The 23,264-nt window shown below is 67.0% G+C and carries 21 protein-coding genes and 1 tRNA gene; 11 read left to right on the top strand and 11 right to left on the bottom strand.

From position 1 onward, the window contains the following. Positions 1-102: 102 nt before the first annotated feature. Together fmt and def are read right to left on the bottom strand one after the other, a co-directional pair. Positions 103-1,086 (bottom strand): methionyl-tRNA formyltransferase, encoded by a 984-nt coding sequence (fmt, locus tag G3N98_RS14525; protein WP_089426595.1) that lies wholly within the window; start codon positions 1,084-1,086, stop codon positions 103-105. A 34-nt stretch (positions 1,087-1,120) separates the two neighbouring features. Beyond that, positions 1,121-1,624: a peptide deformylase gene (gene def, locus G3N98_RS14520; RefSeq protein WP_006477461.1), complete on the bottom strand. Its 504-nt coding sequence runs from the start codon at positions 1,622-1,624 to the stop codon at positions 1,121-1,123. A gap of 185 nt (positions 1,625-1,809) precedes the next feature. Here def and dprA point away from each other — a divergent pair, with 185 nt between their 5' ends. From dprA to G3N98_RS14505, 3 genes are all read left to right on the top strand, one after another. Continuing rightward, on the top strand, positions 1,810-3,156 hold the full coding sequence (gene dprA, locus G3N98_RS14515; protein ID WP_206148533.1) for a DNA-processing protein DprA: 1,347 nt from the start codon (positions 1,810-1,812) through the stop codon (positions 3,154-3,156). Between the two features lie 36 nt (positions 3,157-3,192). Then, positions 3,193-3,573: a thioredoxin family protein gene (locus tag G3N98_RS14510; RefSeq protein WP_039353754.1), complete on the top strand. Its 381-nt coding sequence runs from the start codon at positions 3,193-3,195 to the stop codon at positions 3,571-3,573. 192 nt (positions 3,574-3,765) lie between these two features. Then, positions 3,766-6,363, top strand: coding sequence for a DNA topoisomerase III (locus G3N98_RS14505; protein WP_039353751.1), 2,598 nt, complete (start codon positions 3,766-3,768; stop codon positions 6,361-6,363). A 128-nt stretch (positions 6,364-6,491) separates the two neighbouring features. Here G3N98_RS14505 and G3N98_RS14500 read toward each other — a convergent pair whose 3' ends face one another. After that, positions 6,492-7,541 carry a LysR family transcriptional regulator gene (locus G3N98_RS14500; protein WP_089426598.1) on the bottom strand — a complete coding sequence of 350 codons (1,050 nt, stop codon included), beginning with the start codon at positions 7,539-7,541 and terminating at the stop codon, positions 6,492-6,494. A 426-nt stretch (positions 7,542-7,967) separates the two neighbouring features. Between G3N98_RS14500 and G3N98_RS14495 the strand changes: the two genes are divergently transcribed. Beyond that, complete coding sequence (locus G3N98_RS14495) at positions 7,968-8,981, top strand: D-2-hydroxyacid dehydrogenase family protein (RefSeq protein WP_089426599.1); 1,014 nt, start codon at positions 7,968-7,970, stop codon at positions 8,979-8,981. 49 nt (positions 8,982-9,030) lie between these two features. On the opposite strand, the gene G3N98_RS14490 is transcribed toward G3N98_RS14495, so the two are convergent. Then, positions 9,031-9,897 (bottom strand): patatin-like phospholipase family protein, encoded by an 867-nt coding sequence (locus G3N98_RS14490; RefSeq protein ID WP_206148532.1) that lies wholly within the window; start codon positions 9,895-9,897, stop codon positions 9,031-9,033. 8 nt (positions 9,898-9,905) lie between these two features. Next, on the bottom strand, positions 9,906-10,310 hold the full coding sequence (locus tag G3N98_RS14485; RefSeq protein WP_059232891.1) for a PaaI family thioesterase: 405 nt from the start codon (positions 10,308-10,310) through the stop codon (positions 9,906-9,908). Positions 10,311-10,501: 191 nt separating this feature from the next. On the opposite strand from G3N98_RS14485, the gene G3N98_RS14480 reads away from it, so the two are divergent. Further along, positions 10,502-10,577: transfer RNA gene (locus G3N98_RS14480), tRNA-Lys, on the top strand. 187 nt (positions 10,578-10,764) lie between these two features. After that, positions 10,765-11,814, top strand: coding sequence for a DUF3592 domain-containing protein (locus G3N98_RS14475; RefSeq protein WP_206148531.1), 1,050 nt, complete (start codon positions 10,765-10,767; stop codon positions 11,812-11,814). Positions 11,815-11,868: 54 nt separating this feature from the next. On the opposite strand, the gene G3N98_RS14470 is transcribed toward G3N98_RS14475, so the two are convergent. After that, entirely contained in the window at positions 11,869-12,483 is a 615-nt protein-coding gene (locus G3N98_RS14470; protein ID WP_206148530.1) for a CGNR zinc finger domain-containing protein, read from the bottom strand. 81 nt (positions 12,484-12,564) lie between these two features. Here G3N98_RS14470 and G3N98_RS14465 point away from each other — a divergent pair, with 81 nt between their 5' ends. Next, positions 12,565-13,380 (top strand): alpha/beta fold hydrolase, encoded by an 816-nt coding sequence (locus G3N98_RS14465; protein WP_206148529.1) that lies wholly within the window; start codon positions 12,565-12,567, stop codon positions 13,378-13,380. 39 nt (positions 13,381-13,419) lie between these two features. Here the strand turns inward: G3N98_RS14465 and G3N98_RS14460 are convergent, their stop codons facing one another. The 3 genes from G3N98_RS14460 to G3N98_RS14450 are packed head-to-tail and all read right to left on the bottom strand — an operon-like array spanning position 13,420 to position 15,652. Then, a complete protein-coding gene (locus tag G3N98_RS14460; protein ID WP_174975896.1) occupies positions 13,420-14,178 on the bottom strand; it encodes an amino acid ABC transporter ATP-binding protein in 759 nt (252 codons plus the stop codon). Then, positions 14,175-14,855 (bottom strand): amino acid ABC transporter permease, encoded by a 681-nt coding sequence (locus G3N98_RS14455; protein WP_089426605.1) that lies wholly within the window; start codon positions 14,853-14,855, stop codon positions 14,175-14,177. Before G3N98_RS14455 ends, G3N98_RS14460 begins: the two co-directional genes overlap by 4 nt. 14 nt (positions 14,856-14,869) lie before the next feature. Next, complete coding sequence (locus tag G3N98_RS14450; RefSeq protein ID WP_043185191.1) at positions 14,870-15,652, bottom strand: amino acid ABC transporter substrate-binding protein; 783 nt, start codon at positions 15,650-15,652, stop codon at positions 14,870-14,872. Between the two features lie 325 nt (positions 15,653-15,977). Here G3N98_RS14450 and G3N98_RS14445 point away from each other — a divergent pair, with 325 nt between their 5' ends. Further along, positions 15,978-16,253, top strand: coding sequence for a hypothetical protein (locus G3N98_RS14445; protein WP_206148528.1), 276 nt, complete (start codon positions 15,978-15,980; stop codon positions 16,251-16,253). Between the two features lie 89 nt (positions 16,254-16,342). Here the strand turns inward: G3N98_RS14445 and phnY are convergent, their stop codons facing one another. Together phnY and phnA are read right to left on the bottom strand one after the other, a co-directional pair. Beyond that, positions 16,343-17,797, bottom strand: coding sequence for a phosphonoacetaldehyde dehydrogenase (phnY, locus tag G3N98_RS14440; RefSeq protein ID WP_206148527.1), 1,455 nt, complete (start codon positions 17,795-17,797; stop codon positions 16,343-16,345). 29 nt (positions 17,798-17,826) lie between these two features. Next, positions 17,827-19,065, bottom strand: a complete 1,239-nt coding sequence (gene phnA, locus G3N98_RS14435) for a phosphonoacetate hydrolase (protein WP_047852694.1) — start codon at positions 19,063-19,065, stop codon at positions 17,827-17,829. 208 nt (positions 19,066-19,273) lie between these two features. On the opposite strand from phnA, the gene G3N98_RS14430 reads away from it, so the two are divergent. From G3N98_RS14430 to G3N98_RS14420, 3 genes are all read left to right on the top strand, one after another. After that, the gene (locus tag G3N98_RS14430; protein ID WP_089426608.1) at positions 19,274-20,329 is read left to right on the top strand and encodes a putative 2-aminoethylphosphonate ABC transporter substrate-binding protein; all 1,056 of its coding nucleotides are present in this window, start codon (positions 19,274-19,276) and stop codon (positions 20,327-20,329) included. Positions 20,330-20,426: 97 nt separating this feature from the next. After that, positions 20,427-21,518: a putative 2-aminoethylphosphonate ABC transporter ATP-binding protein gene (locus G3N98_RS14425; protein WP_089473757.1), complete on the top strand. Its 1,092-nt coding sequence runs from the start codon at positions 20,427-20,429 to the stop codon at positions 21,516-21,518. Continuing rightward, complete coding sequence (locus G3N98_RS14420) at positions 21,515-23,242, top strand: putative 2-aminoethylphosphonate ABC transporter permease subunit (protein ID WP_175240404.1); 1,728 nt, start codon at positions 21,515-21,517, stop codon at positions 23,240-23,242. Before G3N98_RS14425 ends, G3N98_RS14420 begins: the two co-directional genes overlap by 4 nt. The last annotated feature ends 22 nt before the right edge of the window (positions 23,243-23,264 follow it).

The raw sequence follows: 23,264 nt of genomic DNA, 5'->3' as shown, positions 1-23,264 counted from the left end.
GAGCGCAGGGAAATTCTACGCGCGCCTGCCGCGCCGCGCGACTCGGCCATCCGGCCGATTGCGCACGCCCGGCAGGCCGTGTCGAATGGCGGTCAGGCCGCGTCAGGCAACGTCGGTCAGCGCGAAACGCTGACCCGCGGCGAGCGGCGAGCCGGCCAGGAATTCGCGCGCGGGCAGCCGCTTGCCGCCCGGCTTCTGCAATTGCGTGACGCGCAGCGCACCGCTGCCGCACGCGACGACCACGCCTTCCGGTGCGGCTTCGACGATCGTGCCGGGCGCCGCGTCGCCGCGCGCCGCCACCGGCTCGGCTGCCCACAGCTTGATCGCCGCGCCGTCGAGCGTCGCGACGCCGCCCGGGAACGGATCGAACGCACGCACCTGGCGCGCAAGCACGTCGGCCGGCTTGCGCCAGTCGAGCGCCGCTTCGTGCTTGCCGATCTTTTCCGCATAGGTCACGCCGTCGGCCGGCTGCGGCGTCGCCGGCAGCACGCCGTCGCGCTCGAGCTGCACGAGCGCGTCGACGATCAGTCGCGCGCCTTCGGCGGCGAGCCGGTCGTGCAGCGTCGCGGTCGTCTCGTCGGGCGCGATCGCGATGCGCGCTTCCTCGATCATCGCGCCGGTGTCGAGGCCGATGTCCATCTGCATCAGCGTGACGCCCGTCTCGGCGTCGCCGGCCTCGATCGCGCGGTGGATCGGCGCGGCGCCGCGCCAGCGCGGCAGCAGCGACGCGTGAATGTTGATGCAGCCGGCGCGCGGAATGTCGAGCACTTCCTGCGGCAGCAGCAGGCCGTAGGCGGCGACCACCATCACGTCATGCGGCGTCGAGCGCAGCAGCTCGATCGCGTCGGCCGCCTCGGCCGGGTACTTGCCCGCCCGGCGCAGCGACGGCGGTTGCGCGACGGGCATCCCGTGCTCGACGGCGTAGCGCTTCACCGCGCTCGCCTGCAGTTTCATCCCGCGCCCGGCAGGGCGATCGGGCTGGGTGAGCACGAGCGGCACCGGAAATCCGGCCTCGTGGATCGCGGCGAGGGCAGCCGCGGCGAATTCCGGCGTGCCGGCAAAAACTACGCGCAACGTATGGGTCATGACAGCGTTCGGGGTCGGGCTGGGCGAACGCGCGTTACATCGCGCGTTCGAGTTTCTTCATCTTCGTCTTGATGCGCGTCTGCTTGAGCGGCGACAGGTATTCGACGAACACGCGCCCCATCAGGTGATCCATCTCGTGCTGGACGCACACGGCCAGCAGGCCCTCGCAGTCGAGTTCGAAAGTCTCGCCCTGCTCGTTGAGCGCGCGCACGCGCACATGATCGGGACGCTCGACTTCGTCGTAGATGCCGGGCACCGACAGGCAGCCCTCTTCATAGATCTGCTTTGCATCGCTCGACCACACGATCTCCGGGTTGATGAACGCGCGCAGCTCGTTCTTCTCCTCGGAGACGTCGATCACGATCACGCGCTCGTGCACGTCGACCTGCGTGGCGGCAAGGCCGATCCCTGGCGCCGCATACATGGTCTCGGCCATGTCGGCGACGAGCTTGCGGATCCGGTCGTCGACCTTGTCGACGGGCTTCGCGACCTTGTGCAGCCGCTTGTCGGGGTAATGAAGAATATTGAGTAAAGCCATGGCGTTCGGTATTCGGTGGAGCGGCGTGCCGCATCGGCCATCCGGCCGGCTGGCGCTGCCGCCAGGATGCAATGAAGATGAGGCGGACGCGCGGCGAATCAATGCCGCGGATCACGCCTCCTGCAATTGGCCGGACGCCTGCGCGCGCGGCCCTGTCGAGTATTTCGGATGATGAAAATTTTATCATGGCGCCACGCGGTCCGCTGGCCACCGCATTCGAGGGGCGCCTCATGTCGCCGCAAGCGCTGACCCTCTCCGCCGTGCGCGCGTGGCTGCAGCTTGCGCATGCGCCCGGCCTCGCCCCGGCCGCGCTGCAGGCCCTGCTCGATGCGTTCGGCTCGCCGGACGCGCTTCTACGTACGCCCGACCACGCCATCGCCGCCGTAACCAGCGCCGCCACCGCCCTGGCCGTGCGCGCAAGCGAGCGCGGCGATCTCGACGCGCGCACCGACGCCGCGCTCGCGTGGCTCGACGCGCCGGGCAATGCGCTCGTCACGCTCAACGATCCGGCCTACCCGCCGCGGTTGCGCGACCTGCACGATCCGCCGCTGCTGCTATATGTAAAGGGCCGGCTCGACCTGCTGCACGCGCGCAGCCTCGCCGTGGTCGGCAGCCGTCACGCCACGCCGCAGGGGCTCGTCGACGCAACGCACTTCGCGCGCGAACTGTCCGACGCCGGGCTGCCGATCGTGTCGGGCCTCGCGCTCGGGATCGACGCGGCCGCACATCGTGGCGGGCTCGACGGCCGGTCGGGCACGGTCGCGGTGATCGCGACCGGCGCCGATCTCGTCTACCCGGCGCGGCACCGCGCGCTCGCCCACGAGATCGCCGCGCACGGCGCGATCGTGTCGGAATGGCCGCTCGGCACGCCGGCCCGCGCCGCCCACTTCCCGCAGCGCAACCGGCTGATCGCCGCGCTCGCGATCGGCGCGCTCGTCGTCGAGGCCGCGCCGCGCTCCGGTTCGCTGATCACCGCGCGGCTCGCGAACGAACTGGGGCGCGATGTGTTCGCCATGCCGGGCTCGATCCATGCGCCGCTGGCGCAGGGCTGCCACGCGTTGATCCGCGACGGCGCGAAGCTCACGGCGGCGCCGCTCGACGTGCTCGAGGAATACGGGCTGGGCGAATCGAAAGCCGGCACGGCAGGCGGTGCGGCGTGCTCCGGGCATCCGTGCGCGGGCACCGGCGACCTTCGCGAAACCGAAACCGCCACTCAGCGTGCCGCGGCCGATGTTATCCACAATGGCGATGCCGTTCCGGCCACCGCGTCCGCCCGAGACGAAGCACCATCGCCGGCGCCACCGCTGCCCGCCACCCCGGCAGAGCAGGCCGTGCTTGCCGCATTGGGATACGGCCCCGTCACCTACGAATGGATCGCCGAGCACAGCGGCGTGCCTGACGACGTACTGCACCGCGCGCTGCTGGCGCTGGAACTGGCCGGCCGCGTCGCCAGCCTCCCCGGCGGACGCTTCGCGCGGCTTGACGCAGCGCGCACCTCGCCCGTGGACGGCGTGCTACATTCCCCCGCATAGGGGCGGCAAGGCCGCCGACGATACCCAAGGAAACCCATGCCCGCGCTGAATCTCGACACCGATGCGGATCGGATCGCCGAGCGCCTCGCCGATCCCGGCACGTTGCTCGTCGCCTGCCTGTGCGCCGAGTGGTGCGGCACGTGCCGCGACTACCGGACGGCCTTCGACCAGCTCGCCGACGCGCATCCGGATGCCTGCTTCGCCTGGATCGACATCGAAACGCATGCCGACCAGCTCGACGATCTCGACGTCGAGAACTTCCCGACCATCCTGATCGAAGATACCCACACCGCCCGCTTCTTCGGCACGGTGCTGCCGCATGCGGCGATCGTCGAGCGGATGCTGTCCGACCTGAGCGCGGTACCCGGCGCGCCGCACGCACCGAAATTGCGCAACATCCTGGCCGTCGAAGCCTGAATTCGCGAGCCGGCCGGTGGTTTAGCGCGCGTTTGCGCGCCCCGCCGCGCCGGGCGCTTGCCGCCGTTGCGGCCCCCCTCTATGATGAGCCGCTTTTTACGCGCTGAGCCGCCATTGCTGCGGCGTGTGCTATAAAGCGGTCGTAAAAGGGACCCACAACCGGCGAACCCGGTCTACCAACACACACCTGTCATGTCCAAAGCACTGATCATTGCGGAAAAGCCTTCTGTCGCGAACGACATCGCACGCGCTTTGGGCGGCTTTACCAAGCATGACGAGTATTACGAGAGCGACGATTTCGTCCTTTCGTCCGCTGTCGGCCACCTGCTGGAAATCGCCGCCCCGGAAGAGTACGAGGTCAAGCGCGGGAAATGGAGCTTCGCGCATCTGCCCGTCATCCCCCCGCATTTCGACCTGAACCCGATCGCAAAAAGCGAGTCGCGCCTCAAGGTGCTCACCAAGCTGTTGAAGCGCAAGGACGTCGACCGCCTGATCAACGCATGTGACGCGGGGCGCGAGGGCGAGCTGATTTTCCGCCTGATCGCGCAGCACGCGAAGGCGAAGCAGCCGGTCCAGCGCCTGTGGCTGCAGTCGATGACCCCGCAGGCAATCCGCGACGGCTTCGCGAACCTGCGCAGCGACGCGGACATGCTGCCGCTCGCCGACGCCGCACGCTGCCGCTCGGAAGCCGACTGGCTCGTCGGGATCAACGGCACCCGCGCGATGACCGCGTTCAACAGCAAGGGCGGCGGCTTCTTCCTGACGACAGTTGGCCGCGTTCAGACGCCAACGTTGTCGATCGTCGTCGAACGCGAAGAGAAAATCCGCCGCTTCGTCCCGCGCGACTACTGGGAAGTGAAGGCCGAATTCGCATGCGCGGGCGGCTTCTACGAAGGCAAGTGGTACGACCCGAAATTCAAGCGCGACGAATTCGATCCGGAGAAGCGCGACTCCCGCCTGTGGAGCCTGCCGGCTGCCGAGACGATCGTCGCCGCGTGCCGCGACCAGGTCGGCACGGTCTCCGAGGAATCGAAGCCGTCGACGCAGCTGTCGCCGCTGCTGTTCGACCTGACGAGCCTGCAGCGTGAAGCGAACAGCCGCTTCGGCTTCTCCGCGAAGAACACGCTCGGCCTCGCGCAGGCGCTGTATGAAAAGCACAAGGTGCTGACCTACCCGCGTACCGACGCGCGCGCGCTGCCGGAAGACTACCTGTCGACGGTCCAGTCCACGCTCGAGATGCTCAAGGAGAGCAACAATTACCTGCCGCACGCGAAGCAGGTGCTCGACAAGGGCTGGGTGAAGCCGAACAAGCGGATCTTCGACAACTCGAAGATCAGCGACCACTTTGCAATCATCCCGACGCTGCAGGCGCCGAAGTCGCTGTCCGAGCCGGAGCAGAAGCTGTACGACATGGTCGTGAAGCGCTTCCTCGCCGTGTTCTTCCCGGCCGCCGAATTCCGCGTCACGACGCGGATCACCGAAGTCGCCGGCCATCACTTCAAGACCGAAGGCAAGGTGCTCGTCGAGCCGGGCTGGCTGCAGGTGTACGGCCGCGACGCCGAAGGCGCGGATGCGAACCTCGTGCCGGTGCAGAAGGACGAGAAGGTGAAGACGGACGAAATCGCCGCCGTCGCGCTCGTCACGAAGCCGCCCGCACGCTACTCGGAAGCGACGCTGCTGTCCGCGATGGAAGGCGCGGGCAAGCTCGTCGAGGACGACGAACTGCGCGAGGCGATGGCCGCGAAGGGCCTCGGCACGCCGGCCACGCGCGCGGCGATCATCGAAGGCCTGCTCGGCGAGAAGTACCTCGTGCGCGAAGGCCGCGAACTGATCCCGACCGCGAAGGCATTCCAGCTGATGACGCTGCTGCGCGGGCTCGGCGTGAAGGAACTCACCGCGCCCGAGCTCACCGGCGAATGGGAATACAAGCTGTCGCAGATGGAGCGCGGCAACCTCGGGCGCGAAGCGTTCATGCAGGAAATCGCCCGCATGACGCAGCAGATCGTGAAGCGCGCGAAGGAATACGATTCGGACACGATCCCCGGCGATTACGCGACGCTCGAGACGCCGTGCCCGAACTGCGGCGGCCAGGTGAAGGAAAACTACCGCCGCTTCGCGTGCACGAAGTGCGAGTTCTCTATCTCGAAGATCCCGGGCAGCCGGCAGTTCGAGATCGCGGAAGTCGAGGAGCTGCTGCGCGAGAAGACGATCGGCCCGCTGTCCGGCTTCCGCAGCAAGATGGGCCGCCCGTTCTCGGCGATCCTCAAGCTGTCCTTCGACGACGAGACGAAGAACTACAAGCTCGAGTTCGATTTCGGCCAGGACACCGGCGGCGAGGAAGGCGAAGCGCCCGACTTTTCCGCACAGGAGCCGGTCGGCGCGTGCCCGAAGTGCAAGGGCCGCGTGTTCGAGCACGGGATGAGCTACGTGTGCGAGCACTCGGTGGCCAACCCGAAGACCTGCGATTTCCGCTCGGGCAAGGTGATCCTGCAGCAGGAAATCACGCGTGAGCAGATGGGCAAGCTGCTGGCCGACGGCCGCACGGATCTGCTGCCGAACTTCAAGTCGTCGCGCACGGGACGCAACTTCAAGGCCTTCCTCGTGAAGCAGCCGGACGGCAAGATCGGCTTCGAGTTCGAGAAGAAGGAGCCGAAGGCCGCTGCCGCGAAGAAGACGGCAAAATCGGCGACGAAGGATGCCGAAACCGTGACGGAAGGCGCCGAAGAGAAACCGGCACCGGCTCGCAAGACCGCCGCCCGCAAGACGACGGCGCGCAAGACGGGCTCGTGACGGCCTGACGGCCGGGGCTCCCCCCGGCCATGCCGAACTCGGGCAGGCAGCCATAAAAAAACGCGGATCGATTGCTCGATCCGCGTTTTTTTTGTGCCGGCGGCAACCGCCGCCCGGCCGTCGCGCCGTTACAGCGGCGACGGCGCCGCAACGCGCGTGCGCGGCGAACGCGGCAGACGCGGCGACAGGTTCGGGTCGGCCGCTTCCGGCTGCTCGGCACGTGTCTCGACACCGATCGGCGCGAGCGCCGAACTCTGCGCGGCCCACTGCTCGCCCATCGTCGCGTCGGTCGAGTGGCTGAAATGCTCGACGAGGTGGTCGATGAACGTGCGCACCTTCGCGGGCAGATGGCGCCGGCTCGGGTAAGCGATGTTGATCTCGACCTGCGGCAGCCGGAAATCCGGCAGCAGCCGCACGAGCGCGCCGCGCGCGATATCGCCGCCGATCAGGTAGCTCGGCAGAATCGCGACCCCCATCCCGAGCAGCGCGAACTGGCGCAGCATCGCGGTGTTGTTCGCGACGATCACATTGGTCGGGCGCACGCGCACTTCGCCGTCCGGCCCCGTGAACACACGCTCGTCACCCCAGTATTCGGTCGGCAGGCTCAGGCTCGGGTGCTCGGCGAGATGCTCCGGATGGGTCGGCACGCCGTGCTTCTCCAGATAGCTCGGCGTCGCGCATACGGTCATGCAGCCGGTGGTCAGGCGCCGCGTGACGATGCTCGCGCTGCGCATCTGGCGCGTGACGACGATGCCGACGTCGAAGCCTTCCTCGACGAGATCGACCTGCCGGTCGACCAGCGTGAGATCCGGCACCACTTTCGGGAAATTCTCCGTGTACGACTGCAACACGGGCGCGAGGTTGTGCAGGCCGAACACGACAGGCGCAACGATGCGCAACGTTCCGACCGGCTCGTGATTGCGCGCAACGACCATCTGCTCGACGTCCTCGAGCTCATCGAGGATCTGGCGAGCACGCTCCAGATAGACCTGGCCCGACTCCGTCAGGGAAAGGCTGCGCGTGGTGCGGTTCAGCAAACGCGTGCCGAGCCGGCCTTCCAGATCGGCGACGTGACGCGTCGCGACCGCGTTGGAGATATCCATTGCACTCGCGGCCCGCGCAAAACTGCCGAGATCTGCAACCTTGACGAACACGCGCATCGACTGCAAATGATCCATAAACGACTCCTGCCGCTGTTACAACTTCAAAAAGATGAAGCAAATGCGTAATTCTCCTACGACAGCGGAAATGATGCAGAGTTGCTCAACAAGGCCCCGGTTGACGATAAAAATAGTCAAAAATCCTCGCCTTCTGCGGATAGTTGATCCAATTATTCTGATTGAAGCAACAATTGGGTGAACCTCGTCGAGTAAGTGGCCGAATCAGGAAGGACGTATTTGATGCGACACAACAGCGCACCCTTCCACCCGTCGCGCAAGCGGCGCCGGGTCAGGCCGCCGCCAATTGCGGCGGAGCGTAACAACCTGTTAAAAAGACACCATGAAGGCGGCCGACGTAGCATCATGTCGGCCCCGGCCGGGCGGGACGGGTGCGCGACGTGCGCCGCCGCCACCGCCGCTTTCAACGCGCGACACCCGCTCACCATGAAAATTGCCATCCTCGACGACTACCAGGACGCCGTCCGCAAGCTGAACTGCTTCGAGATGCTTGCCGACCACGACGTGAAGGTCTTCAACAATACGGTGCGCGGATTGGGACAGCTCGCCAGCCGTCTGGCGGAAGTCGAGGCGCTCGTGCTGATTCGCGAACGGACCCCGATTTCGTCGCAACTGCTCGCCAAGCTGCCGAACCTGCGCATGATCAGCCAGACCGGCCGCATTTCGAGCCACATCGATCTCGAAGCGTGTACCGACCGCGGCATCGCTGTGCTCGAAGGCACGGGCTCGCCGATTGCCCCCGCCGAACTGACCTGGGCGCTCGTGATGGCCGCCCAGCGCCGCATTCCGCAATACGTCGCGAACCTGAAGCAAGGCGCGTGGCAACAGTCGGGCCTGAAGACGTCGGCGATGCCGCCGAACTTCGGCCTCGGCCAGGTGCTGCGCGGCCAGACGCTCGGCATCTGGGGCTACGGCAAGATCGGCCGGCTCGTCGCCGGCTACGGCAAGGCGTTCGGGATGAACGTGCTGATCTGGGGCCGCGAGCATTCGCTCGAGGCCGCGCGCGCCGACGGCTATACGGCCGCCGAAAGCCGCGAAGCGCTGTTCGAGCAGAGCGACGTGCTGTCGCTGCACCTGCGCCTGCATGACGACACGCGCGGGATCGTGAAGCAGGAAGACCTGATGCGGATGAAGCCGACGTCGCTGCTCGTCAACACGAGCCGCGCCGAATTGCTCGAGGAAAATGCACTGGTCAACGCGCTGTCGCACAATCGCCCGGGAATGGTCGCGATCGACGTGTTCGAAAGCGAGCCGATCCTGCAGGGCTACAGCCTGCTGCGGATGGAAAACGTGATCTGCACGCCGCACATCGGCTACGTCGAGCGCGAAAGCTACGAGCTCTACTTCAGCGCGGCATTCCGGAACATCCTGGCGTTCGACCAGGGCGACATGTCGAGCGTCGTCAACCCGGAAGCACTGACGCCGCGCCGCGTGCGCTGAGCGCCGCGGGCCGCGCCTGCCGCGCGGCCCCGCTTCCTGCTTCCCGTCTTCAGGCGGCCACGCGGCCGCCCGTCATCGCGCCGACGCGCGTGAGGAAATGCTCGCCGTCGCGCCGCCCGAGATCGTACGCATGCCGCATCTGCGACGGGCTCGTGTAATCCCAACTCGAAATCGGCACCTTGCTCGACGGCTGGACGTAAAGCCGCCGCTGCTCGCCGTGCGCGACCGTGAACATCTGCGGGCGCGGGTACAGCCGCGTGACGAGCACCAGCACGTCGCCGGGCGTCGGGTCGAGCGCGTCGACCGGCACGTTGTCGACCATCCCGCCATCCAGCACGGGCCGGCCGCCGCGGCGCAGCACCGGCGTGAACGGCGGCGTGCAGGACGACTGCAGGATCAGGTCGGCGAGATCGTCGACGCGCGCGCAGGCCTGCGCGCGCACGAATTCCGGCCGAAAGCCGAGCGAGCGCCCGAGCGTCGGGTGCAGCGTCTTGCGCACGTACTTCTCGATGTTGTACGCGACGAGCCCGGCGGCCACCGCGCTGCGCGCGCCGAGCCAGCGCGGCACGTGCGACACGCCGATGCGGATCTCCGGCGCCGCGGCCAGCTTCGCGAACGGCTCGCCGTAGATGTCGAGCAGCGCCTGGCGGTAAATCCGGTAATGCGGAAACACGGGCTCGCGCCCGAACAGGTTGCCCCAGTACGCGTTCTTCCGGTTGTGGCGCAGCGCCTCTTCGTAATAGCGCATCACCCAGGCGGCGTCGCGCGTATACAGCATGCACGCGGTCGCCGCGCCGGCCGAGATGCCGGTGATCACGCGCGGGCGCAGGCCGAGCGCCGGCTGGGCGATATCCCAGAAGCCGGCCTGCCACCAGCAGCGATTGCCGCCGCCCGCAAAGACGATCTGGTCGAACATCGCGCCGCTCAGCTGACGAGCGCGTAGGTCGACGTCGCGTGAACGGCCATCTTGCCGTCCTCGTCGAACAGCTCGACTTCGCCGAATACGAGATTGCGGCCCATCCGCAGCACGCGCGCGGTGACGAGCACGTCGCCCTTGCGCACGGGCCGCATGAAGTTCGTGTTCAGCGATACGGTGGTCATCGGCCGGAACTCGCCGAGCGCGACCGAGATCGCGACCACCATCGCGGTGTCGGCGGCCGCCGTGAACACCTGGCCGCAGATGATGCCGCCCGAATGGCGGAATTCGCCGGAAAACGGCAGGCGCAGCGTGACGCTGTCGTCGCCGATCGACACGGGGACCAGACCGAGCGAGCGGACCCAGGGGGCCAGCAGGCGATCCAGCAATTCGCGGACTGCGTTTTCGTCCATCTTCGGGAAGCCCAGAAAGCGTTGCGCGACCGCCGCGCAACACGTGTGGCGTCATCATACCGGGAGCGCGAAAACTGCGATCGCTCGTCATCGGGCCGACAGCTGCCGTAGCGGTGACGAAATATTTTCAGGAAATTTGCAGAAAGGGCTTGCAAGACCCGAAATACCCGTGCATAATCTTTCTTCTGTTGGGGGCGTTAGCTCAGTTGGTAGAGCAGCGGACTCTTAATCCGTAGGTCGAGTGTTCGAGTCACTCACGCCCCACCAGGAATTCCGAAGCCCGGTTAGCGAAAGCTAACCGGGCTTTTTCCTTTTCCGCCGTCGCACGCGCGGCGCGCGCCCTGTCGCAGTACGCCATCGCACGCCTGTTCCACATCGTTTCCGCTAGAATCGTCCGACAAATATCACACGACCGGCGCAGGCACTGCCGTTTGCCCGCCGGCACTGAGAGAACATGGGACGTCAGACATGGAAGCATGTAACCGAGACGCGACCATTCAGAGAGCCTGGTTGCGCCAATATCGGCGAGTCCGTCGGGACACGCCGCTCCCACGATCACACCGGCATCCGCAGTGCGACGCACGAACCGGATCCGGCCATGCCGGGTAAGGACGCGCTTGTCGCCATGGCGCTCGGCGTCGTACTGCTCGTACTGGCAGGCGTGCTCGCCGTCACGACCGGGCAGGCGACCGGTCATCTGGTCCGCACGCCGGGCACGGTCGTCCGTATCGTGCAGGACAGCGACGCGATGCGCGCGTACCGGCCGATCGTCGCGTATCTCGCGAACGACGGTCAGCGCCGCGAGGTCGCCGGCAATACCGCGTCGACCACCCCCGCCTACGACATCGGCGAAAACGTCGAGGTCCTGCTCGATCCCGTCCATCCCGAGCGCCCCGCGCTGATCGACGATTTCGCACAACGCTGGTTTCCGGCGTCGGTGGCAGCGCTGCTCGCCGTCGCGTCGTTCGCGATCGGCGCCCTGCTGATCGCCGGCAAGCGCCACCGCATGCAATCCGATGCGCCGCCCGCCCGGGCCGAGCGCAAGCAGGCGCGACGCCGCTGGGATATCGCGATCGTGCTGATTCCGATCACGATCGGCACGGGCTTCATTGCCGGTGCCGGCGCAGCCGGCCTGCGTCAGTGGCAGATCGCCCACCACTACGCGCGCTCGACCGGCCACGTCGTCGAGATCGCAAAAAATGCGAGGTCGGCCCGCTCGCGCACGTCGCTGTATTCGGCAATCGTCGCGTTCACGACCGACAGCGGACGCCGGATCACGTTCGCCCAGGGCGCGGCGTCGTCGCATCCGGGCCTGCAGGAAGGCGAAGCGGTCAACGTGCTGTACGACCCCGTCACCCCCGAGCGCGCGGTCGTCGACCGCTTCTGGGATCGCTGGGGCCTCACGGCCATCCTGCTCGCAATCGGTGCGCCGTTCCTCGCGGCCGGGCTGTTCGTCGCCGCGACGCTGTGGCCGGAGCATCGGTCGCACGAGATCGCCCCATGACGCTCGCGCGCCGGCCGCGCATCGCGTGGCACGACAAGCGGTACGGCGCGCGCGTCACCGCTCCCTGAACGCCTCCACCTTCGCGCGGTTCCCGCACGTGCGCATGTCGCACCAGCGGCGCCCGACGCCGCGGCCGCGATCGACGAAGAACCACGTGCACCGGCCACACTGCCTCACCCGCGCGGAATCGTCGCTGCGCAGCAGTTGCTCGAAGCCGAGCGCGGCCGCGTCGACCCAGCGCGACGCGGCACGCGCGTCGGGCCGCCATGCGAACCGGCCGTCGACCGCATCAAACGCGCTGCGCCCGATCGCCTCGCGAATCGCGACGGCGAGCCAGTCCGCCGCGCGCGCGCCGGTCGTGCCGCCGCCTCCGGCCGTCAGGTGCAAGATTGCCGTGTAGGCATCCTCGCGAAAGCGATGCAGCGCCGCCAGCGCGTCCGCGTCGTCCTGCCGCGCATGACGCAGCAGCCGCGCCAGATCGGCCGGCGCCAGCAGCCCCGATCGTTCCGCCCACGCATGCACGGCCGGCCAGTCGACGAGCTTGTCCGCGTCGCGCGTCTTGCCCGTATCGGCCACCGTGTTGAGGAAATCGAGCGCCGGATGGCCGCCGACGAAATCGGCTGAACCCCATGCGTGCGCGGCCCGCGCGGACTCATGTCGAGTAACCATTTATTTTCACCTATCGGTTTCACACCCGGGCAATCGGGAGTAACCTGTTAACAACCAAAACAGGTTAGCACGGAGAGGCCGATGCTCGAACTCGCCAACCGCTTCATTTTCGAAGGCCACCGGATTGCCTGGGGAACGATCGGCGAAGGCCCGCCGCTCGTGCTCGTGCACGGCACGCCGTTTTCGTCGCAGGTGTGGCGCCGGATCGCGCCGTGGCTCGCGCGGCGTCATCGCGTGTTCTTCTACGACCTGCTCGGGTACGGTCAGTCCGACATGCCGGACGCGGACGTGTCGCTCGGCCGCCAGAACAGGCTGTTCGGCGCGCTGCTCGACGAGTGGAACATCTCGCGCCCCCGCGTACTCGCGCACGACTACGGCGGCGCAACCGTGCTGCGCGCGCACTTTCTCGACGGCGTCGCCTATGCGGATCTCACGCTCGTGAATCCGGTCGCGATCGCGCCGCAGGGTTCGCCGTTCGTGCGTCATGTCGCGCAGCACGAAGCCGCCTTCACCGGATTGCCCGCGTATGCGCATCACGCGCTCGTGTCGGCGTATCTCGGCAAGGCGGTCGCGCGGCCGCTGAGCGACGAGGCGCTGTCGATCTACCGCGCGCCGTGGCTCACGCCCGCCGGGCAGGCCGCGTTCTATCGCCAGATCGCGCAGATGCGCCAGCGCTACATCGAGGAAGCCGAGGCGCGTTACGCGCCGCCGGACTTTCCGGTGCGCATCGTGTGGGGCGAGGACGACGCGTGGATTCCGCTCGAACAGGGGCAGGCGCTGGCCGATCGCATCGCACACGGCCAGCTGATTCGGGTGCCGGGCGCAGGCCATCTGGTACAGGAAGATGCACCGGAGGCGATCGTCGCGGCGGTGCTCGACGCATCAGGGCAAGGTTGACGCCCGCCGACGCGCATGTCGCTTGTCACGTGTGCCGCGTCAGAACACCGGCACGCCCTGCGCGAGCGTCGAGATGAATTTCGCGGTGCGCGGATCGCGCGGGTCGCCGAACAGGTCGCGCGACGCACCGGCTTCGACAACGCGGCCTTCCGCGAGAAACACCGCGTCGTGTGCAATCGACGCGGCCAGGCGCAGGTCGTGGGTGGCCATCAGCATCGTCGTGCCTTCCCGTGCGAGCTGGCGCAGCACCTCGACCACTTCGACGGACAGTTCCGGATCGAGCGCCGACGTCGGCTCGTCGCACAACAGCACCTGCGGCGACGGCGCGAGCGCACGCGCGATCGCGACGCGTTGCTGCTGGCCGCCCGACAGCGTGCCGGGCCACGCGTCGGCCTTGTCCGCGATGCCGACCTTCTCGAGCAGCGCGAGCGCGCGTTCGCGGGCTCGTTCGCGCGGCCAGCGCTGCACGGTGACGAGCCCTTCCATCACGTTCTGCACGACGCTCAGGTGCGGAAACAGCTGGAAGTTCTGGAACACCATGCCGGTCTGGCGTCGCACCGCGAACACGGCGTCGCGCGCCGGCCGCTGCGCCGGCGAGAAGTCGATGCGCGCGTCGCCGACCGTCAGCGTGCCCGCCTCGGGCACCTCGAGCAGGTTCACGCAACGCAGCAGCGTGCTCTTGCCGCTGCCGGACGGCCCGATCAGCGCCGTCACGCTGCCGGGTTGCAACGCGAGGTCGATCCCTTGCAGCACGCGGTGCGTGCCGAACGACTTGTCGATGCGTTCGAGCCTGATCATCGCAGTTCCGCCTGGAACAGCGCATGACGGCCGAAGCGGATTTCGAGGCGACGCTGCAGCGTGGACAGCACCGAACTGAGCAGCAGATAGACCAGCGCGGCTTCCGTATAGAGAATCATCGGCTCGTAGGTGACGGCCGCGATCCGCTGCGCGGCCTGGAAGATCTCCGGCACGGTCAGCACGGCCGCGAGCGACGTGTCCTTCACGAGCGAAATGAACGAATTCGACAATGCGGGCAGCGCGACGCGCGCGGCCTGCGGCAGGATCGCGCGGCGCAGCGCCTGCGGGCGCGTCATCGCCATCGAGTACGCGGCTTCCCACTGCCCCTTCGGAATCGATTCGATCACGCCACGGATCACCTCGGCGTTGTACGCACCGACGTTCAGCGAGAAGCCGATCACCGCGGCCGTCAGCGGATCGAGCACGATGCCGACGCTCGGCAAACCGTAGAAGATCACGAACAGCTGCACGAGCAGCGGCGAACCGCGAAACAGCCAGATGTAGAAACGGACGGCGGCCTGCGCCCAGCGCGGCCCGAACAGCCGCGTGAGCGCCGCGCCGAAGGCGAGCAACAGGCCGATCGCGAACGACGCGAGCGTGAGCGGTACCGTGAACACGAGCCCCGCGACGAGCAGGGGCCGCAGCGATTCCGCCATCAGGTGAAGCCAGGCCGGCATCGTTCAGCCTCGCGTCACGGCTGCGACACGTCGCGGCCGAAATACTTCTGCGAGATCTTCGCGTAGGTGCCGTCGGCCTTGATGTCCGCGAGCGCCTTGTCGATCGCGGCCACCAGCGCGGGGCTGCCCTTGCGCAGCAGCACGCCCGATGCGTCGCTCGCGCCGCCCGTGTCGGTCGCCGCGATCTTCAGCTTCGCGTCCGGCTTGTGCTTGCGGAAATCGAGGTACGACAGCGAATCGTTGATCGTCGCGTCGACGCGCCCCGAGCTCAGCAGGTCGATCGATTCGTTGAAGCCCTGCACGGGCACGACGTCCGCGCCGTGCGCGGCCGCGAGCTTGCCAAAATTGCTGGTCAGCGTGTTCGCGGATTTCTTGCCCTTGAGGTCGTCGAACGAGCGGATCGTCGTGTTGTCCGCACGCACGATCAGCACCGCGCGCGACGTGATGTACGGCGTCGAGAAATCGTATTTCGCCTTGCGCGCGTCGGTGATCGACACTTCGTTGACGACCGCGTCGTAGCGGTTCACGTCGAGGCCCGCGATCAGCCCGTCCCACTTGCCTTCGACGAACTGCGGCTTCACGCCGAGGCGCTGCGCGATCGCGGTCGCGATGTCGACGTCGAAGCCCGTCAGCTTGCCGGTTTCGTCGTGGTACGTGAACGGCGCGTACGTGCCTTCGGTACCGACCCGGAACACGCCGGACGACTTGATCTGCGACAGGTCGTCGGCAGCCAGCGCGCTCGTGACCGAAACGGCCTGCAGCATGGCGACGACCAGGATGGAGCGAAGGAATTTCATGGTGCGGACCCCGAATGATTGGAGGGAATGGTCCCGCGGCACATATATGCCGTTCGAGAGGTCCGCGAATTCTACCGACGCGTCGAGGCCCGGCAAAAACGCAAATCGGCTATCGATATGAGCGCGACGAATAACGCGCCGGCCAGCCCCCTCATCCCTCAGATGAAATCCGTCGCGATGCAGCGCGGCAATGATCCGACGATTCGTTACCGGCGGTTACAGAAGCGACACCGTGGTATCACCCGTTCGGCATGCGCTACGTACCATGAAGGCAGGTCAACCTGTTGCTCGCGGGCCTTGCCCCCGCGAACGGAGTGAACGGCAAATGAAACGCATCCTGTTCTCCAGTGCCGTCGGCCTCGCGGCCGCCTGCCTGTCGGCAGGCGCATTCGCGCACGCCGACGTCGGCGTGTACTTGGGCGTGCCGGGGCCGGTGATCGAGGCGCCGCCGCCTGTCTACTACACGCCGCCGCCCGTCGTGTACGAGCCGGCACCCACCTATTACGGCCCGTACTACGGCGAATATCGCTATCGCCGCTACCGTCACGACAACGGCTGGCATCGCGGCTGGCGACATCACCACCACGACGACGACGATTGACCGTCGCCTGGCAGCCATCGCGGGCGCATCCCGCCCGGAGAATCTCCGCGCGCCGGCCTTCGAGCCGGCGCGCGCACATCACACGTCGCTTACCACGGCAGCGAATACGTCTTCGTATTCGTGAAGCTCTTCATTGCTTCCTGCACGCCTTCCTTGTACCCGAGCCCCGAATCCTTCACGCCGCCGAACGGCGTCAGCTCGAGCCGGTAGCCCGGCACTTCGCGCACGTTCACGCTGCCGACTTCCAGCTCGGTGATGAAGCGCGTGATGTGGTCGAAGCGGTTCGTGCAGACCGACGACGACAGCGCATAGTCAGTGCTGTTCGACATCCGGATCGCTTCGTCGATGTCGCGGAAACGCATGATCGGCGACACGGGGCCGAAGGTTTCGTACTTCACGAGCGGCATGTCGGGCGTCACGCGATCGATCACCGTCGGCGAATACAGCGCACCGTTGCGGACGTTGCCGACCAGCAGCCGCGCACCGCGTGCGATCGCGTCATTCACCTGCTGCTCGCAGAACTTCGCGGCCGCTTCGTCGATCACCGTGCCCATGTCCACCGACGGATCGGCCGGGTTGCCGTACGACCACGCCTTCGTTTTCTCGACCACCAGTTCCGTGAAGCGATCGGCCACCGACTCGTGCACGAGCATCCGCTTGATCGCCGTGCAGCGCTGCCCCGAGTTCTTGTACGAGCCCGACACCGCGAGCGTGCTCGCTTCGTCGAGATCGGCGTCTTCCATCACGATGATCGGATCGTTGCCGCCGAGTTCGAGCACCGCGCGCCGGTAGCCCATCCGCGACGCAATCGACTTGCCGATCGATACGCCGCCCGTGAACGTGATGAGATCGATCGCCGGGTTCGTGATCAGCTCGTCGGCGATCTCCTTCGGATCACCGGTGAGCACCTGCAGCATCTGCGGCGGCAACCCGGCTTCATACAGGATGTCCGCGAACAGGTAGCACGATAGCGGCACCTTCTCCGACGGCTTCACCACGATCCGGTTGTTGGTCGCGACCGACGGCACGATCTTGTGCGCGACCTGGTTCATCGGGTGATTGAACGGCGTGATCGCGGAAATCACGCCGAGCAGCGGGTCGCGCTGCGTGTACACGCGGCGCTTCTTGCCGTGCGGAGTCAGGTCGCACGAGAAGATCTGCCCGTCGTCCTTCAGCACTTCACCGGCACCGAACGTCAGCACGTCGGCCACGCGGCCGGCTTCGTATGTGGAATCCTTGATGCACAAGCCGGCCTCGGCCGTGATCAGCGCCGCGATCTCGGCAGTGCGCGAGCGCACGATGTCGGCCGCGCGGCGCAGGATCGCTGCCCGATCGTGGCGCGTCAGCGTCGGCCGGTAGGCGCGTGCGGCGGCAAACGCGCGCCGCACGTCGTCCAGCGTCGCCTTCGGCACGGTGCCGACCAGCGCGCCGTCGTACGGGTTGCGCACTTCGATTACCGCGTCCCGATGAATCCGTTCCCCATCGATTCGCAGTGCTTCGCGACGAATCTCGCGGACGTCCGTCGATGCTGCAATGGCGTTCATGAGTGTGTCCCCTTACGGATGCGTGCGCATCACTGCAGATGGTTGAGCGCGATGTCGATGATGTCGAAGTTGCGCAGCCGCGCGCGGCCCGAGACGTCGCCGGCGACCGGCTTGCTGAAGATCAGCGGCACGATCTGCTCGGAGATCCCGCCGTGCGAGCGCAGCGGCACGTCGAGACCCGACAGGTCGTGCTTGATGCGGCGCGTGCCGAGCACGACGTCCTGCTTCGAGATCACGATCAGGTCGCCCATCCGCGCCGGCGGCAGCTCGAAGCGCGCGCAACCCTCGGCGCCCGTGAGCACGACCTCGATGCCGTCGACCGCGGCGAGCCGTGCGCGCAGCGCTTCGGCGTCGGCCGTCGCCGGCACGTAGACGGTCGCGAACGAGCCGAGCGCGCCGTGGTGCACGACGTACGGATCGGTGATCGGCAGGATCACGCGCGCCGCATCCTCGCCAAGCCACTCGTCGAACAGCTCCTGCAGGTAGATCACGTTCGGCTCGCCGGTTTCGTCGTCGTGCTTCGCATTCATTCCGTGGTCGGCCGTGATCGCGACGATCGCGCCGAGCGCGTCGAGGCGCTGCAGGTACGTGTCCATCATTGCGTAGAACGCGTTCGCGCCTTCCGTGCCGGGCGCGCACTTGTGCTGCACGTAGTCGGTGGTCGACAGGTACATCAGGTCGATCGGGCGCGTCTCGAGCAGGCGCACGCCGGCGGCGAACACGAATTCCGAGAGATCCGCGCTGTACACGCTCGGCACCGGCTTGCCGACCAGCTCGAGCACGTTGTCGATGCCGTTTTCCTCGATGCTCGCCTCGTCGGCCTTTTCCGACGAGAAGCAGATGCCCTTCAGCCCCTTGCCGAGCAGGCGGCGCAGCTTGTCCTTCGCGGTGACGACCGCGACTTTCGCACCCTGCTCCGCGAAGGTCGCGAGCACGGTCGGTGCGACCAGGTACTTCGGATCGTTCATCAGCACCTCGGCGCCGGTGTCGCGATCGTAGAAGTAGTTGCCGCTTATCCCATGCACCGCCGGCGGCACGCCTGTCACGATCGACAGGTTGTTCGGGTTCGTGAAGCTCGGCACCACGCACTCGCCCTTGAGCGCCGTGCCCGGCTTCAGCAGCGTGCGCAGGAACGGCGCGACGCCGGCCTCGGCCGCTTCTTCCAGATATTCGTATGCGCAGCCATCGACGCACACGACCACCACGGGCCGGCTCATCCAGTTGTAGCGGCGGCCGTTCACTTCCACGGATACAGGCGTTTCATTCATGACGTTCATTCCTTTCAGGTCGAAGGGGTGAGCCGTCGGCGCCCGCGCCGCGCCGAAGGGAGGTGTTTTCCATGCTTGACATTAAAATTGATGATTTGTAGATTGTCAACAACATGCAGAGAACAGAAAGCAAAACAACGGTGCAGCAAGAGGGCTGGTCTCCACTCATCCGCCGCGTGCCGCGGCGCCACAGTCAAGGGGTCTGAAGATGAACGAAGTGCCGGTAAACAAGCGTTTGAACGCATGGGCGGCGGGCGCGGCCCGTTTCGCGCTGGCCGCGGCGGTCGCGCTCGGTGCGGTGCAGGCGGCGCACGCGAAGACGTCGCTGCTCGTCTACACCGCGCTGGAAGACGAGGCGATGAAGCCCTACAAGGACGCATTCGAGAAAGCGAACCCCGATATCGAGATCCGCTGGGTGCGCGACTCGACCGGCTCGGTCACCGCGAAGCTCCTCGCGGAGAAGAACAACCCGCGCGCGGACGTCGTGCTCGGCCTCGCCGCGTCGAGCCTCACGCTGCTGGACCTGCAGGGGATGCTGATGCCGTACGCGCCGAAGGGCTTCGACCAGCTCACGCGCAAGTACAGCGACGCCAACACGCCGCCGCACTGGGTCGGCATGGACGTGTGGGGCGCGACGATCTGCTACAACCGCGTCGCCGCGCAGGCGAAGGGCATCCCGAAGCCCACGTCGTGGGAAGACCTGACGAAGCCCGTCTATAAAGGCGCGATCGTGATGCCGAGCCCGGTTTCGTCCGGCACCGGCTACCTCGACGTGACCGCGTGGCTGCAGACCTTCGGCGACGACAAAGGCTGGAAATTCATGGACGCGCTCGACAAGAACGTCGCGCAATACGTGCACTCGGGCTCGAAGCCGTGCACGCTCGCCGGCACTGGCGAATTCCCGATCGGCATCTCGTTCGAGTTCCGCGGCCACGAACTGCAGTCGCAGGGCGCGCCGATCGATCTCGTGTTCCCGAAGGAAGGGCTCGGCTGGGACATGGAAGGCACCGCGATCATGAAGACGACGAAGCAGCCCGACGCCGCGAAGAAGCTCGCCGACTTCATGGCGAGCAAGGAGGCGAACCAGATCACCGCGCGCTGGTGGGCGATCGTCGCGTACCCGGGTGTCGCACGCAAGCTGGCCGGCATCCCCGACAACTACTCGGACCTGCTCGTGAAGAACGATTTCGTGTGGTCGGCGAAGAACCGCCAGTCGATTCTCGATACGTGGCAGAAGCGCTACGGCGCGAAAGCGCAGCAGTAATCCCGCGACCCGCCGCGGGGCCGCGCCGCGCGCGGCCCCGCGCCACCCTTTCCATCGTCGAATCCGGCCCCCGGGCCGCCCCAGCATGGAGGCGCGCATGGCACCTTATCTGAGCGTAGAACGCATCGAGAAGCGGTACAACGACACGCAGGTCCTGACCGACATCAACCTGAGCGTGATGAAGGGCGAAATGATCTGCTTCCTGGGGCCGTCCGGCTGCGGGAAGACCACGCTGCTGCGGATCATCGCGGGGCTCGAGACGCAGAATGCCGGCCACATCATGCAGGACGGCCGAGACATCTCGCGGCTGCCGCCGCAACTGCGCGACTACGGGATCGTGTTCCAGTCGTACGCGCTGTTCCCCAACCTCACCGTGTACGACAACGTCGCGTACGGGCTCGTGAACCGCAAGATGAAGCGCGACGCGATCCACGAGCGCGTGCACACGCTGCTCGCGCTGGTCGGCCTGCCCGACAGCCATCGCAAGCATCCCGGCCAGCTGTCCGGCGGCCAGCAGCAGCGCATCGCACTGGCGCGCGCACTCGCCACCTCCCCCGGCCTGCTGCTGCTCGACGAACCGCTGTCGGCGCTCGACGCGCGGGTGCGCGTGCGGCTGCGCCAGGAAATCCGCGCGCTGCAGCAGCGGCTCGGCGTGACGACGATCATGGTCACGCACGACCAGGAAGAAGCGCTGTCGATGGCCGATCGCATCGTCGTGATGAACCACGGCGTGATCGAGCAGATCGGCACGCCGCTCGAAATCTACCGGCAGCCCGCGTCGCCGTTCGTCGCGGACTTCATCGGCCGCGTCAACACGATTCCCGCCGAAGTCGCGCAGGACGGCACGCTGCGCGCGGGTGCGGTCGGCTTCGACTGCCGCCACGGTGCGGCTCGCCCTGCGCAGGGCGCAGCCGTGTCCGTGTACGTGCGGCCGGAAGACCTGCGCATCCGCGTGCCGGGCGAGACGGCCGACAACGTGCTGGCCGGCCGCGTCGAGAAGCTCGAATTCCTCGGCGCGTTCTGCCGCGTGAGCTTCCGGATCGACGGGCTCGACGGCCAGGAGATCGTCGCCGACCTGTCGTATCACGACGTCGACCGCACCGGCGTGCAGGCCGGCGCGCGCATCGACCTCGCGCTCGATCGCGAGCATGTCCGCGTGTTCCCGAGCGCGAAGGAGCGACTGCAATGAGCACCGTCCTGACCGAGCGCCGCCGCGGCGCCTCCGCCCCCGCCGACGTGCGGCAGATCACGCACTGGCACGACCGCATCGCGCAGCTCGCGCTCGTCGCGATGGCCGCGCTGATGTCGATGTTCCTGCTGCTGCCGCTCGCGCTCGTCGTGCAGAAATGCTTCGTCGATGCGGACGGACGCTTCGTCGGCGCGCACAACTTCGTCGAATATCTCGAGGACAGCGGCGTACTGCGCTCGATGCTGCATTCGCTGACGGTCGGCGCGCTCGTCACGTCGATCGTCGTGCCGATGGCGTTCACGTTCGCTTACGCGCTGACGCGCTCGTGCATGCCGCTGAAGAACGCGGCGCGCACGATCGCGCTGCTGCCGCTGCTCGCGCCGACGCTGTTGTCCGCGGTGTCGTTCATCTACTGGTTCGGCAACGCGGGGCTGCTCAAGCCGCTGCTGCACGGCCATTCGATCTACGGGCTGCCGGGCATCGTGCTGAGCATGGTGTATGCGTCGTTCCCGCACGTGCTGATGATCCTCGTCACCGCGCTGTCGCTGGCCGACGGCCGGCTCTACGAGGCCGCCGACGCGATGGGCACGAGTCGCATCCGCAAGTTCTTCACGATCACGCTGCCGGGCGCGAAGTACGGCTTGATCAGCGCGACGATGGTGGCGTTCACGATGTGCATCAACGACTTCGGCGTGCCGGTGGTGATCGGCGGTTCGTACAACGTACTGTCAACCGACATCTACAAGCTGATCATCGGCCTGCAGGATTTCAACCGCAGCGCGGTCGTGAGCCTGATGCTGTTGTGCCCCGCCCTCGTCGCGTTCGGCGTCGACTTCTTCATCCGCCGCCGCCAGCAGTCGCAGCTCGGCGCGCGCTCGACGCCGTACCAGCCGAAGCCGTCGCGCGGCTTCGACGCCGCGATGCTCGCGTACTGCGGCATCGTGTGCGCGTTCTTCATCGCGGTGGTCGGCATCTCGGTATTCGCGTCGTTCGTGAAGTTCTGGCCGTACCAGATGCGCCTCGGGCTGCAGCATTACGAGATGGGGCTGATCGGCGCCGGCATCTTCGACGCGTACAAGAACAGCCTGCGGATGGCCGCGACGGTGGCGCTCGGCGGCACGATCGTCGTGTTCGGCGGCGCCTACCTGATCGAGAAGACCCGCGGCGCACGCTGGCTGCGCGGCTTCATCGCGCTGTGCGCGATCCTGCCGATGGGCGTGCCGGGGCTCGTGCTTGGCATCAGCTACATCTTCCTGTTCAACGCGCCCGGCAATCCGCTGAACGGGCTGTACGGGTCGCTGTGGCTGCTCGCGATCGTCACGGTGGTGCACTACTACGCATCGAGCCACCTGACCGCCGTCACCGCGCTTCGGCAGATCGACAGCGAGTTCGAGGCCGTGTCCGCGTCGCTGAAGGTGCCGTTCTACAAGACCTTCCTGCGCGTGACCGTACCCGTGTGCCTGCCCGCGATCCTGCTGATCGCGCGCTACCTGTTCGTCAACGGGATGACGACGGTCTCGGCCGTCGCGTTCCTCTACTCGCCCGACACGCAGCCCGCATCGGTCGCGATCCTGAACCTCGACGACGCGGGCCAGATGGGCCCGGCCGCCGCGATGGCCACGCTCGTGCTCGCGACCTCTTCGTTCGCGTGCGTGCTGTTCGCGTGCATCTCGCATCGACTGTTGCGCCGTACGCAGGCCTGGCGCAATCCGCATCGCCGTTGATTCTTTGACCGTATTCACGTGA

Source organism: Burkholderia sp. Tr-20390, assembly GCF_017104595.1.
Taxonomy (GTDB): domain Bacteria; phylum Pseudomonadota; class Gammaproteobacteria; order Burkholderiales; family Burkholderiaceae; genus Burkholderia.
This window is presented reverse-complemented; position numbering and strand designations above follow the sequence as displayed.